Raw genomic sequence first — 13,720 nt, 5'->3', positions numbered from 1 at the left:
CGGCCGACCGCCCGGTCCTCCGTCCCGCCCCGCCCGGTCCCCGGTCCCCGGTCCTGCCCGCCCCACCGCCAGGTCCGCCGCCCGGGGCCGGAGGGAGCCGCCATGCGCGGGCCCCGGCCGGTGAGGCAGAATCGGCGCGATGAGCACCTACCGCGACTTCACCCACCGCGGCTCCGCACGGGCCACCGTCCTGCGGACCGTGGGGACCCGCGAGCGCCGGTCGCATCTGACCGCGCCCCGCGTGCCCACGGTCGGCATCGACATCGGCGGCACGAAAGTGATGGCCGGTGTCGTCGACGCCGACGGCATCATCCTGGAGAAGCTCCGGACCGAGACCCCGGACAAGTCCAAGAGCCCGAAGGTCGTCGAGGACACCATCGTCGAGCTGGTCCTCGACCTCTCCGACCGGCACGACGTGCACGCCGTGGGCATCGGCGCCGCGGGCTGGGTCGACGCCGACCGCAACCGCGTCCTGTTCGCCCCGCACCTGTCCTGGCGCAACGAGCCCCTGCGCGACCGCCTCGCGGAACGCCTCGCCGTCCCCGTGCTCGTCGACAACGACGCCAACACCGCCGCCTGGGCGGAGTGGCGCTTCGGCGCGGGCCGCGGCGAGGACCACCTCGTGATGATCACGCTCGGCACCGGCATCGGCGGCGCGATCCTGGAGGGCGGCCAGGTCAAGCGCGGCAAGTACGGGGTGGCCGGGGAGTTCGGCCATATGCAGGTGGTGCCCTCCGGACACCGCTGCCCCTGCGGCAACCGCGGCTGCTGGGAGCAGTACAGCTCCGGCAACGCCCTGGTCCGCGAGGCACGGGAACTGGCGGCCGCCGAGTCGCCGGTCGCGTACAACATCATCGACCGGGTGGCGGGGAACATCCCCGAGATCACCGGTCCGCTCATCACCGAGCTGGCCCGCGAGGGCGACGCGATGTGCGTCGAACTCCTCCAGGACATCGGCCAGTGGCTCGGCGTCGGCATCGCCAACCTGGCCGCCGCCCTCGACCCCTCCTGCTTCGTCATCGGCGGCGGCGTCAGCGCCGCCGACGACCTGCTGATCGTCCCGGCCAGGGACGCCTTCAAACGCCATCTCACCGGCCGCGGCTACCGCCCCGAGGCGCGTATCGCCCGCGCCCAGCTCGGACCCGAGGCGGGTATGGTCGGCGCGGCCGACCTGGCCCGGCTCATCGCCCGCCGCTTCCGGCGCGCGAACCGCCGCCGCGTGGAGCGCTACGAACGCTACGAGCGCTTCGCCGAAGCCCGCCGCACCCGCACCACCCAGCAGGGGACCCCTTGATGCCCGCAGCCGACCGGCCCGTCGTTCCCCGCCAGCCCGAGCCCCCCGGCGAGGAGAGCCCCGAGGCCCGCGGCCACCGCTTCCGCCGCCGCGCCCTGACCCTCCTGATCATCGTGCTGCTGATCGGTGTCCCCGCCGGATACCTGATCATCTCCGCGAACCAGAGCCGGGACAGCGGCAAGGACAAGGAGGCCAAGTACGCCGCCCGCGGACTGCGCTACGAATGGCCCTCCCGGGTGCAGCGCCGCATCTACGAGATCCCGATCCCCTCGTACTCCAGGGACGTCGCCTACTACGAGACGAACAACTGGAAGACCAGCCGCCTGTACGTGCAGTTCCTCACCAGCAACGAGGGGCTCGACCGGTTCCTGCGCACGGTCGGCACCAGCTCCGCGCGGCTCAAGGACGACAAGTTCACCATCACCGCCCGCGACCGCCGGATCGTCCGCTGGGACTTCACCGGCAAGGGACCCTGGAGCAGCCTCACCCGCGTCCGGCAGGACCCGCGGCCCACCCTGGACATCGTGGTGAACCGCAGCGACCCGCGGCACCCGCGCGTCTTCGTGGTCTCCGCCGCCACCCCCTGAACCCGCCGCCGGGCGGGCCCCGAGGCGCTGTCGGGGCCGTTGTCAGACCCCGCCCGTATTCTCGGCAGCGAGCTGAGCGGACTGCCGGACGGTGAGGGGAGGCGGAGCGGATGACCCACGGCACGACCCGGGGCCGGACCGAGGCCGGAGAGGCCGGAGAGGCCAGAGTCGCGGACAGACCTGGGGACACGACCCTGGACAGGGACAGGGACGAAGTCGCGGTCGGGACCGGGGACGCGACCCGGGACGGATCCGGCGACCGAGCCGAGGACATCCCCCGTGGCCCCGCCGCGCCCGAGGCGCTGACCAGGCTGCCCGCCCTCTTCCTGCCCGGTGAGGTACCCCGCGCGGGGCGCCTCGCCTTCTGGGATCCGGACGGCGGGCCGCTGCCGCCCGGCGAGCACACCGAGCTGACGGTGGTCCGGCCCCGGGGCACCACCGTCCGTACCGCCACCGTCCCCGCGCTGCTCCTCGGCCTCGGCGGGGCGCTCCCGCTGCTCGTACGCTCCCGTACCGCCCGCGGCACCCACCCCGCCACCGCCTGCTGGGGCGGCGCCGCCCTGCACGCCCTGCGCCTGGTCGCCCGCGGGCGGCTGCTCCCGGGCCTGACCGCCGAGGGCGCGGACGCCTGGCGCGCCGGGCCCCTGGACCCCGAGGACCTCGCCCACCTGCGGTCCCTCGCCGCCGCCCTGCCGCCCGAGGGGCACGCCGCCCCGCTGCCCGGCCGGGGGCCCCTGCGCCTCCCGGCCCCCGAGGCGCTGGTCCGGGCCTTCGTCGACGCGGTCGCCGACACCCTGCCGCGCACCCCGGCCGCCGCCCCGGCCCACGGCGCCCCCTTCGCGGCGCGGGCCCCGCGGCGGCTGCCCGGTGCCCGCGCCTGGGCTGCCGAGGTCGCCGCCGGGAACGACGCGGGCACCGCCCTGTCCCTGCGCCTCGACCTGGCGCCGCTCGCCGCCTTCGAGGGGGAGGGGCGCGGCGCCGCCGCCGTCCTCCAGGTGCACAGCCGCGCCGACCCCGCCCTGGTCCTCGACGCCGCCGCGCTCTGGGCCGGCGAGGGCGAGCACACCTTCGGGCCCCGCGCCCGCGTCGACGCCGCGCTGGCCCTGCGCCGGGCGGCCCGCGTCTGGCCCCCGCTGGAACGCCTCGGCGAGCGCGAGGTCCCCGACGTGCTCTCCCTCGACGACCAGGAGCTCTCCGATCTGCTCGGCGCCGCGGGCAGCCGGCTCGCCGCCGCCGGGGTGGCCGTGCACTGGCCCCGCGAGCTCACCAGGGAGCTGACCGCCGCGGCCGTGGTCCGCCCGGCGCCCGGCTCCGCCACCGACGGCACCGGCTTCCTGGACAGCGAGCAACTCCTCCAGTTCCGCTGGCAGTTGGCGCTGGGCGGCGAGGAGCTGACGGAGTCCGAGATGGACGCGCTCGCCGAGGCGCACCGGCCCGTGGTCCGGCTGCGCGACCAGTGGGTGCCCGTCGACCCCGCCCTGGTACGCCGCGCCCGCAAGCGGCACCTCGGCCTCCTCGACCCGGTGGACGCCCTCTCCGCGGCGCTCAGCGGCAGCGCCGAGGTGGACGGCGAGCGCGTCGACATCGTCCCCACCGGCGCGCTCGCCGCGCTGCGCGAGCAGCTCACCTCCGGGGTGCCGCCCGTCGAGGCGCCGCCCGCCCTGCACGCCCGGCTGCGCGACTACCAGCTCCAGGGCCTGGCCTGGCTGGACATGATGACCCGCCTCGGCCTCGGCGGCTGCCTCGCCGACGACATGGGCCTCGGCAAGACGGTCACCCTGATCGCCCTGCACCTGCGCCGGGCCCGCCCCGAGCCGACCCTCGTGGTCTGCCCCGCCTCCCTGCTCGGCAACTGGCAGCGCGAGATCGCCCGCTTCGCCCCCGGCGAGCCGGTACGCCGCTTCCACGGCCCCGGCCGGGGCCTCGACGACCTCAGCGGCGGCTTCGTCCTCACCACCTACGGCACCCTGCGCTCCGCCGCCGAGACGCTGGCCGCCCAGCCCTGGGGCCTGCTCGTCGCGGACGAGGCCCAGCATGTGAAGAACCCCCGCTCGGCGACCGCCCGCGCACTGCGCACCCTGCCCGCCCCGGCCCGGGTCGCCCTCACCGGCACCCCCGTGGAGAACAACCTCTCCGAGCTGTGGGCGCTGCTCGACTGGACCACCCCCGGGCTCCTCGGCCCGCTCACCGCCTTCCGCGCCCGGCACGCCAGGGCCGTGGAGACCGGCGAGGACCCCGAGGCCGCCCAGCGCCTGGCCCGGCTCATCGGCCCCTTCCTGCTGCGGCGCAAGAAGTCCGACCCGGGGATCGTCCCCGAGCTGCCGCCCAAGACCGAGACCGACCACCCGGTCCCGCTCACCCGCGAACAGGCCTCCCTCTACGAGGCGGTGGTCCGCGAGTCGCTGGTTGCCATCGAGCAGGCGAAGGGCATCGGCCGCCGCGGCCTGGTCCTGAAGCTCCTCACCTCCCTCAAGCAGATCTGCAACCACCCCGCCCAGTACCTGAAGGAGGCGCCGCCCGCGAGCGGTCCGCCGCGCACCGCGGGCCGCTCCGGCAAGCTCGCCCTGCTCGACGAACTCCTCGACGTGGTCCTCGCCGAGGACGGCTCCGCCCTGGTCTTCACCCAGTACGTGGGCATGGCCCGGCTGATCACCGCCCACCTCACGGCCCGCGCGGTCCCCGCCGCACTCCTCGACGGCAGCACCCCGGTGGCCCGGCGGGAGGACCTGGTCGACCGCTTCCAGGACGGCGCCATCCCGGTGCTCGTCCTCTCCCTCAAGGCCGCGGGCACCGGACTGAACCTCACCCGCGCCGGACACGTGGTGCACTTCGACCGCTGGTGGAATCCGGCGGTCGAGGACCAGGCCACCGACCGCGCCTACCGCATCGGCCAGACCCAGCCCGTACAGGTGCACCGCCTCCTCACCGAGGGCACCGTCGAGGACCGCATCGCCGAGATGCTGGCCGCCAAGCGCGCCCTGGCCGACGCGGTACTCGGCTCCGGCGAGGCCGCCCTGACCGAGCTCACCGACCGCGAGCTCACCGACCTCGTCTCCCTGCGGAGGCCCCGATGAGCCGCGCGGGCGGCGAGCCCGGGGCCGCCGACGAGGCGCGCCGGGCCCTGCGCGCCGCTCGCGACCGGGCGGCCCCGGCGAGCCCTGCGGCACCCGTGCGGCCCGCGCGCCGCCGCCCGGTCGTCCCCGCCGCCGTACCCCCGGAGCTGCACCGCACCTTCGCCCCCGACCCTCCCGCGGGTTCCCCGCCCCGGGCCCTGCCGCGCGAACTCCGGGCCGCCGGGCGGCAGTCCGGGGCGCCGGGCCGGTCCCGCCGCGCCGCGGACCCGGCGGCACCGCACTCCTGGTGGGGCCGGGCCTGGCTCACCGCGCTGGAGGAGAGGGCGCTCGACCCGGCGCGGCTGCGGCGCGGCAAGGAGTACGCGGCGGCGGGCCGGGTCGACACGGTCAGCGTCGCCCCGGGCCGCCTCCTCGCCTATGTGCACGGCAGCAGACCCCGCCCCTACCGCGCCCTGATCCGCCTGCGCACCCTGGACACCGCCGAGTGGGACGACTTCCTGGACGCCGCCGCGGCCGCCCCCGCCCACCTCGCCGCCCTCCTGGACGGCGAGCTCCCGGCCGCCCTCGCGCAGGAGGGCCCGCTCCTGCCGGGCCCCGGCGAGCTGCGCGCGGAGTGCAACTGCCCCGACGACGGACTGCCCTGCAAGCACGCGGCGGCGCTGTGCTACCGCGCCGCCGCCATCCTGGACGCCGACTCCTTCGCGCTCCTGCTCCTGCGCGGCCGCGGCGAGCGCGACCTCCTGGACGAACTGACCCGCCGCGGCACCGCCCTGCGCACCGAGCAGGACCCCGGCGAGGACGCCTTCCCCGGGGTCCCGGCCCGCGAGGTCCTCTCCGGACCCGCGCCGGGGCCGCTGCCCGCCCCGCTGCCGCCGCCCGCGAGCCCGGGCCACCCTCCGGCGTACCCGGCGGTCGAGGGCGGCCCCGACCCCTTCGCCCTCGACCAGCTGGCGAGCGAGGCCGCCGCCCGCGCCCACGCCTGGCTGCGCACCGGCGAGGACCCGCTCGCCGGACTCGGGCTCTGGCAGGACGCCGTCCGCCTGGCGGCCGCCCGCCCCGGCTCCGGACTCACCGGCGCGGGCCGGGCCCTGTACGTCTCCCTCGCCGAGGCGGCCGGACGCACCCCGGGGGACCTCGCCCGCGCCGTCGCCGCCTGGCGCCAGGGCGGCCCCGGAGGCCTCGCCGTCCTGGAGGAGGAGCCCTGGGATCCCCCGGCAGGCCGCTTCGACCGCGCCCGCCCGGTCCTGCGCGCCGCCGGTCACCCCGTCTTCCGCCCCTGGCACAACCGCCTCAGCCACCCCTCGGGCACCCTCCAGCTGCGCCTCGGCCGCGAGGGCCTCTGGTACGCGTACGAGTCCGAGGCGGGGGAGGAGGACTGGTGGCCGCGGGGCACCGCGGACGCGGACCCGGTCACGGCGCTGACGGTGGTGTGAGCGGACCCGGTGCGGGTGCCGCCGAGTGCCGGTGCGGGTGCCGCCGAGTGGTGCGCGGGCGCCCGAGCGACCAGGCTGGGCACGTCAGCGGTGGCCCGCCGTCTCCCACGCGGAGGACCGGCACCCCGTCGGCACCCCCGGGACGGACAGCGGAAGGCGGGACCATGGAGCGCAAGCTGCTCGGCATCTACCTCAACGACCACCTCGCCGGGGCCAGCTTCGGAGCCGGTCTCGCCGACCGTATCGCCCACCGCCACCAGGACTCGGTGGCCGGACCCGAGCTGGCGCGCCTGGCACGGGAGATCACCGAGGACCGCCGCGCGCTCCTCGACGTGATGACCGCACTCGGCGTCCCCGCCCGCCGCTACAAGGTCTACGGCGGACGGGTCGCCGAACGCCTCGGCCTCCTCAAACTCAACGGCTCACTGTACCGGCGCTCCGGACTCAGCACCGTCATCGAACTGGAGACGCTGCGGCTCGGCGTGGAGGGCAAGTCCCTGGTCTGGCGCACCCTCCTCGACGTCGAGGAGGCGCAGGAGGACCTGGACCGGCCCCGGGTGCGGACGCTCCTCGACAGGGCACGCGCCCAGATCGACCTCCTCGCGGGCCTGCGGACCACCGCCGCCGTCCGCGTCTTCCAGAGCCTGCCCGGAGCCTGACCGGTTCTGCCGAGTTCGGATCAGTAGGGCCTCTTCCGAACACTCCTGGACACCTCTGGGCGCCCCTGGGAGCCCTGTCCCGGTCGCGGTCCACCGGGCCGCCTCGACGCGTGTTCCGCCGCGCCGGGCACCCCCTCCATTGTTCGCTCTCGGCTACGCACACTCTTCGTCAAGCCGCTTCCCCGCGCGGTACGGCACCGGGCACACTCCGGAGGTCGAACGGGGAGGGGCCCCGTCGCCCGGGGTGACCCCTGCCACGTACCGCATGCCTCCGCTCGGGGACGGGCAGCGGAAGCCCCAGGGACAGGCAGAACGAGAGGCAGCCATGGACGTCAGCGCGCATATCGAGGCCGTCTACGCGGAGGTTCGCCGGCGCGACCCCGGTGAGCCGGAGTTCCACCAGGCCGCCGCCGAGGTGCTGACCTCGCTCACGCCCGCGCTCGAACGGCACCCCGAGTACGCCGAGACCGGGATCCTGGACAGGCTCTGCGAGCCCGAGCGGCAGCTGATGTTCCGGGTCCCCTGGGTCGACGACCAGGGCTCGGTGCGGGTCAACCGGGGCTTCCGGGTGGAGTTCAACAGCGCCCTCGGCCCGTACAAGGGCGGCCTGCGCTTCCACCCGAGCGTGAACCTCGGCATCGTGAAGTTCCTCGGCTTCGAGCAGATCTTCAAGAACGCGCTGACCGGCATGGCGATCGGCGGCGGCAAGGGCGGCTCGGACTTCGACCCCAAAGGCCGCTCGGACGGCGAGATCATGCGCTTCTGCCAGTCCTTCATGACCGAGCTCCACCGCCACCTGGGCGAGCACACCGATGTGCCCGCCGGGGACATCGGCGTCGGCGCACGGGAGATCGGCTACCTCTTCGGCCAGTACAAGCGGATCACCAACCGCTACGAGTCCGGGGTCCTCACCGGCAAGCCGGTGGCCTGGGGCGGCTCCCAGGCCAGGACCGAGGCCACCGGCTACGGCGCGGTCTACTTCGCCCAGGAGATGCTCGCCACCCGCGGCGAGGGATTCGAGGGGCGCCGGGTGGTGGTCTCCGGCTCCGGCAACGTGGCCGTGTACGCGGTGGAGAAGGTGCACGACCTCGGCGGGCGCGTGGTGGCCTGCAGCGACTCCTCCGGGTACCTCGTCGACGAGGACGGCATCGACCTGGAGCTGCTCAAGGAGATCAAGGAGGTGCGCCGCTCCCGGATCTCCGCCTACGCGGACGCGAAGCCGGGCGCGCGCTTCTCGGCCCGGGGCACGGTCTACGACGTACCGTGCGAGATCGCCCTGCCCTGCGCCACCCAGAACGAGCTGCGCCGCGAGGACGCGGTGGCCCTGGTGAAGAAGGGCGTCCGCGCCGTCGCCGAGGGCGCCAACATGCCCTGTACCGCCGAGGCGGTCGACGTCTTCCAGGAGGCCGGGATCCTCTTCGGCCCCGGCAAGGCCGCCAACGCGGGCGGCGTGGCCACCTCCGCGCTGGAGATGCAGCAGAACGCCTCCCGCGACAGCTGGACCTTCGAGGAGACCGAGTCCCGCCTCGCCAAGGTGATGCGCGGCGTCCACACCCAGTGCCGCGAAACCGCCGAGGCCTACGGCGGCAGCCCGGACGACTATGTACGCGGCGCCAATGTCGCGGGGTTCCTGAAGGTGGCCGAGGCCATGACGGCCCAGGGGGTCATCTAGGGATCAGGCGGGGGCCGGACGGGCAGGGGCGCGACGAGACGCCGCGGGGTATCGTCGCATCCCCCCACCCGACCGGCCGGTCCCCGAGACGATGACCCAGCACCAGGAACCCGAACGCACCCCCGACGGCCACTTCGTGGTCATCCGCGGCCGCCGCTGGCGGGCCACGGACCCCGCCGTGCCCGAAGACGCCGCGGCCCGGCTGCGCTCGCACCTGATGTCCGCGCGGTCCGCCGTCGGGGTGGCGAAGCGCCGCGGTGACGAGGCGGCGGAGCGCTCGGCCCGCGCTCGGGTGCACAGGGCGAAGGTCGCGCTGGGGGAGCGGGGCACCCCGCCGTGGTGGGAGCAGAACGACGCCGAACGCAGGCGCCGTTGGGAGGAGGGGCTGCGGCGCCTGGACATCTGAGGGGCGCCTGCGGGGTGGCGGGGACGGGGCGCATGGGGCCGGGATCCGCGACGGGTCACCCCTCGGACGTGATCCGCTTCCCGCTCTCCGCGTCGTCGGCGCTGCCGGGTCGGCTGTCGTGCCTCGGGGTGGCAGGGGCCCCTTCTCTCACCCCCGCGCCCTCCGCCCCTCCCGAAGAGGGAGCAGCGGCAGTCGGCGCCGCGGAGCGCGCTCCTCGGTGGTGCGTTGCCGGGCGGCGGTGAGCAGGGCCGTGGTGTCGGTGAGTTTGACGCGGGGGCGGTCCTCGCGGTGGCCGTTCTCGCGTTCGGTGCGGTCGATGGCCCGCCAGTCGGCCAGGCCGAGGGCGCCGGGGGTGGCGCGGACCGGTGCGCGGGGCCCGGGGGCCTCGGGCAGGCGCCCGGCGGTGAAGTCGTCGAGGAGGGCGGCCACGGTCTCCTGGGCGCAGGTCTTGTTGGTGCCGATGAACCCGCTGGGGCCGCGTTTGACCCACCCGGCCACGTACACCCCGGGGGCCACCCGGCCGTCCTGGTGCGGGACCGTGCCGCTCGCCTCGTCGAAGGGGAGACCCGGCACCGGCAGGCCCCGGTAGCCGACCGCCCGGAGGACGAGACCGGCGTCGAGGACCTCCCGCTCGCCGGTGGGGACCGCGCGTACCGTGCCGTCCTCCTCGGTGTGCAGCCGGGTGCGGGCGATCTCCAGGCCCGTCACCCGGTCCTCGCCGAGGACACGGGCGGGGGCGGTGAGGAAGCGCAGGACGATGCGGCGGCGGCCCGGTACGGGCCTGCGGGCGGCGAGTCCGGCCAGGACGCGGGCCTTGGGGGAGTCCCCCGCGAGCGCTTCGTCGGGCGCGCCCTCGACCAGGACGTCGACCCCGTCCAGGGCGGCCAGCGCGAGGAGTTCGGGCAGGGTGAAGGAGGCCTGCGCGGGTCCCCGGCGGCCGAGGACCACCACCTCGCGGATCCGGCTCGCGCGCAGGGCGGCGAGCGCCTCGTCGGAGATGTCGGTACGGGCCAGTTCCGCGGGGTCGGCGGTCAGCACCCGGGCCACGTCCAGGGCCACATTGCCGTTGCCGACCACCACCGCGCGCTCGCCGGTCAGCCGGTGCCCGGCCCCGGCGCGGTCGGGGTGGCCGTTGTACCAGGCCACGAAGTCGGTGGCGCAGACGCTGCCGGGCAGGTCCTCGCCGGGGATGCCGAGCCGCCGGTCACCGGAGGCGCCGACCGCGTAGACCACGGCGTGGTAGTCGCCGACCAGGTCCTCGTGGTCCAGGTCCCGGCCGACCTCCACGTTGAGCCGGTAGCCGAAGCCGGGCTGGCCCTCGATGGCCCGGAACAGCTCGGTGACCTTCTTGGTGTCCTGGTGGTCGGGTGCCACCCCGGCGCGCACCAGACCGTACGGGGTGGGCAGCCGGTCGAGGACGTCCACCGACACCCCCTGGTTCTTGAGGAGTTCGTCGGCCGTGTAGAGGCCGGCCGGTCCCGCGCCGACCACCGCCACCCGCAGCCCGGTGCGCGGGAGTTCGGCCTGCGGGGCGACCAGGGCCATCGGGGTGCGCCGCGGTTCCGGATCGTCGGTGTAGAAGGCGGCGTTGAGGTCGAGGAAGGGCTGCTCGGCCTCGGTCAGCGCGGTGTGCGGCTTCAGCGCGTCCACCGGGCAGGCGGTGGCGCAGGCGCCGCAGTCGACGCAGGAGCGCGGGTCGACGTACAGCATCTCCGCCTCGGCGAAACCGGGTTCGCCGGGCGCCGGGTGGATGCAGTTGACCGGGCAGGCCAGGACGCAGGAGGCGTCGGCGCAGCAGGACCGGGTGACGACGTAGGGCATGGGGGTTCCCGGTGGCTCGGGCGAAGACGGGCGGAATCAGGCAGACGCTTCGGATGCGTTCGGACGAAGCCGGGCTCGGCCGGGCTCGGAGGAGTCGCGGGACTCGGTCGAGGGGATCAGGCGGACAGCGCGGGGGGTTCGCCGCGGAAGCGGGAGGGGCGGCCGTCGATGCGCAGCGCCTTCCAGATCCGGCGGGAGACCGGGTTCATCAAGCCGCTGTCCTCGGCGAGCATCCGTACGTCGCTGAAGAGGTCGCGCAGCATCTTGCGGCCCTCGGGGCTCTTCCAGAAGATCTCCCGGATCACCCAGCGGGGCACGCCCATCTGGAGGGTGACCCGCTTGTCCGGGATGGCGATGACATCGCCGAGGGCGCGCATCACGAGCGGGAAGGCGAGGGAGAGCAAACCCTTGCGGAAGGCGCTGAGTTGAGGGGTCTTGGTGCGCAGGAACTCGTGCGCGAAGGAGATGTGGCGGGCCTCCTCGGCGACATGGATCTGCATGATCCGCTGGAGCAGCGGGTGCGCGGGGCCGCCGGAGCGCAGGATCGCCTTCTGGATGTGGTCGATGGGCTCCTCACCGGCGAGGACCCCGGTGAAGAAGACCTCGGGCCACAGCGAACCGGCCAGCGGCAGGAAGCGGCTGACCACCCGGAAGGCGGGGCGCCCGCCGGGGACGTCGCAGCCGGAGCGGTTGACGAACTCCTGGAACATCTGGGTGTGATGGGTCTCCTCGGTGCACTCGTGGGTGAGGTACCGGAACTCCGCCCGCCCGTTGGGCAGGTTGAAGAGGTAGTCCATCGCGCCCCGGATGAGCACGTTCTCGAACTGCATGCCGACCCTGGCGACATTGGCCATCCGGATCAGGCCGATCTCGGCCTGCCGCTCCACGGGCAGATCGCGGTACCAGGGGTGGCGCCCCAGCGGGTCGGCGTCCGGCAGGACCCAGCGGGGGTCCTTCTTGTCCACGGCCCAGTCCGGGTTGTCCCAGTCGATGTCGGTGAAGGCGTCGAAGTGGGTGTGCACCGAGCCCTCGGACAGGGTCCTCAGCACATCCTCGTACGTCTGCTGCCTGGTCATCGGCGGTCCTCGGCTTCCTTCGCGGGTGGGCGGGCGGCGGGCCGTGCTCAGGCCACGCGGGCGGTGCTGTCCGCCTCCGCGGACCTCGGCTCCTCGCCCGAGGGGGCGGCTCCCGGCCGGGCGCCGAAGCGCAGGGCGGGGTCGGCGATCGGGGAGCGGCTCAGGGCCCGCCGGTCGCGGTAGTAGTTGTTGAGGATCTTCCACGGGGCGCGGGTGCCCTGCCGCGGCATCACGGCGTCCCCGCGCTGGATGTAGCCGGAGTTGAGCGAGTCGCCCATCGCGGACTCCGCGGCCCGGTCGGACTCGGTCGCGACCGCGGTGACCTGGTCGTGGCCCTGCTCGCGCATGTACGTGAGCAGCCGGGCCACATAGTCGGCCGCCATGTCCGCCTTCAGCGTCCAGGAGGCGTTGGTGTAGCCGAGGATGATCGCCAGGTTCGGGATGCCGTCGAGCAGCACCCCCTTGTAGATCACGTGGTCGCGGGTGGCGATGGGCCGCCCGTCCACCTCCAGCGCGGCGCCGCCCGCGAGCTGCACCCGCAGACCGGTGGCGGTGACGATGACGTCCGCCTCGATCTCCTCGCCGGACTTCAGGCGGATGCCCTTCTCGGTGAAGGTCTCGATGTGGTCGGTGGCCACCGAGGCGCGGCCGCTGCGCAGCGTCTTGAACAGGTCGCCGCTCGGCACCACGCACAGCCGCTGGTCCCAGGGCTTGTACGAGGGCGTGAAGTGCCGCATGTCGATGCCCGGGCCCAACTGCGCCCGCACACCGGCGAGCAGCACCTTGCGCATCAGCCGGGGCGCCTTGCGGCAGGCCGCGTACAGGCCGCGCTGCAGGGCGATGTTGCGCCGCCGCCCGAGGTCGTAGACCAGCTTGGCCGGGACGCGCAGCTTGCGCAGCACCACCGAGACCGGGTCGTGGGTGGGCAGCGTCATGATGTACGTGGGCGAGCGCTGGAGCATGGTGACGTGCGCGGCCTCCTCCGCCATCGCGGGCACCAGCGTGATGGCGGTGGCGCCGCTGCCGATGACGACCACGCGCTTGCCCCGGTAGTTGAGGTCCTCGGGCCAGTGCTGCGGGTGCACCACGGTCCCGGTGAAGCGCTCCTCGCCGGGGAACTCGGGCCGAAACCCCTGGTCGTAGTCGTAGTAGCCGGTGGCGTTCACCAGGAAGCGGCAGGTGTGCAGCTCGCTCTCACCGGTGGCCTCGTCGTGGGCCTCCACCGTCCACAGCCCGTCCTCGCTCGACCAGGACGCCCGTACGGCCCGCCGCCCGAAGCGGATGTGCTCGACGACGCCGTGCTCCCCGGCCGTCTCCTGGACGTACTCCCGGATGCCGGGGCCGTCGGCGAGGATCTTGGTGCCGTGCCAGGCGCGGAAGCGGTAGCCGAAGGTGTACATGTCCGAGTCCGAGCGGACCCCCGGGTAGCGGAAGAGGTCCCAGGTGCCGCCGATGCGGTCCCGGCGCTCCAGGATCGTGTAGGACAACCCCGGGTCGGCCTCGGCCAGATGGCAGGCCGCGCTGATGCCGGACAGCCCCGCGCCGAGGATCATCACGTCGACGTGCTGCTGCTTCATGTACTGCTCCTCTGGTCCTTCGTGCGATGCGGCCGGTACGGCACGGGTGTCCCGGCGGTGCTCGCCGGGCGGGGCCCACCGGGCCCTGACCGCGGCCGGGCCCCCGGTGTACGGCACCGGG

The 13,720-nt window shown here is 74.8% G+C and carries 10 protein-coding genes; 7 read left to right on the top strand and 3 right to left on the bottom strand.

All coding sequences use genetic code 11. The features are described from left to right. Positions 1 to 139: 139 nt before the first annotated feature. From MID12_RS01870 to MID12_RS01840, 7 genes are all read left to right on the top strand, one after another. Entirely contained in the window at positions 140 to 1,294 is a 1,155-nt protein-coding gene (locus tag MID12_RS01870) for an ROK family glucokinase (RefSeq protein ID WP_040246304.1), read from the top strand. Continuing rightward, entirely contained in the window at positions 1,294 to 1,881 is a 588-nt protein-coding gene (locus tag MID12_RS01865) for a hypothetical protein (RefSeq protein ID WP_040246303.1), read from the top strand. The genes MID12_RS01870 and MID12_RS01865 overlap by 1 nt, the downstream gene beginning before the upstream one ends. Positions 1,882 to 1,991: 110 nt before the next feature. Beyond that, positions 1,992 to 4,955, top strand: coding sequence for a DEAD/DEAH box helicase (locus tag MID12_RS01860; RefSeq protein WP_263164447.1), 2,964 nt, complete (start codon positions 1,992 to 1,994; stop codon positions 4,953 to 4,955). Continuing rightward, on the top strand, positions 4,952 to 6,388 hold the full coding sequence (locus tag MID12_RS01855; protein WP_411576892.1) for an SWIM zinc finger family protein: 1,437 nt from the start codon (positions 4,952 to 4,954) through the stop codon (positions 6,386 to 6,388). The genes MID12_RS01860 and MID12_RS01855 overlap by 4 nt, the downstream gene beginning before the upstream one ends. Positions 6,389 to 6,552: 164 nt before the next feature. After that, a complete protein-coding gene (locus MID12_RS01850) occupies positions 6,553 to 7,047 on the top strand; it encodes a hypothetical protein (protein WP_263164445.1) in 495 nt (164 codons plus the stop codon). 325 nt (positions 7,048 to 7,372) lie between these two features. Further along, complete coding sequence (gene gdhA / locus MID12_RS01845) at positions 7,373 to 8,719, top strand: NADP-specific glutamate dehydrogenase (RefSeq protein WP_263164443.1); 1,347 nt, start codon at positions 7,373 to 7,375, stop codon at positions 8,717 to 8,719. A 91-nt stretch (positions 8,720 to 8,810) separates the two neighbouring features. Further along, complete coding sequence (locus MID12_RS01840) at positions 8,811 to 9,125, top strand: hypothetical protein (protein ID WP_263164441.1); 315 nt, start codon at positions 8,811 to 8,813, stop codon at positions 9,123 to 9,125. 147 nt (positions 9,126 to 9,272) lie between these two features. Here the strand turns inward: MID12_RS01840 and MID12_RS01835 are convergent, their stop codons facing one another. The 3 genes from MID12_RS01835 to MID12_RS01825 form a co-directional block, all read right to left on the bottom strand. Further along, positions 9,273 to 10,946, bottom strand: a complete 1,674-nt coding sequence (locus MID12_RS01835) for an FAD-dependent oxidoreductase (RefSeq protein WP_263164439.1) — start codon at positions 10,944 to 10,946, stop codon at positions 9,273 to 9,275. Between the two features lie 116 nt (positions 10,947 to 11,062). Then, a complete protein-coding gene (locus MID12_RS01830) occupies positions 11,063 to 12,022 on the bottom strand; it encodes an AurF N-oxygenase family protein (protein WP_040246293.1) in 960 nt (319 codons plus the stop codon). A gap of 47 nt (positions 12,023 to 12,069) precedes the next feature. Continuing rightward, on the bottom strand, positions 12,070 to 13,599 hold the full coding sequence (locus MID12_RS01825) for a flavin-containing monooxygenase (protein ID WP_040246290.1): 1,530 nt from the start codon (positions 13,597 to 13,599) through the stop codon (positions 12,070 to 12,072). Between the last annotated feature and the right edge of the window lie 121 nt (positions 13,600 to 13,720).

This window comes from Streptomyces sp. SCSIO ZS0520 (assembly GCF_025643355.1).
GTDB lineage: Bacteria > Actinomycetota > Actinomycetes > Streptomycetales > Streptomycetaceae > Streptomyces > Streptomyces physcomitrii.
The sequence above is the reverse complement of the archived record's forward strand: the minus strand, read 5'-3'. Positions and strand labels throughout refer to the sequence as shown.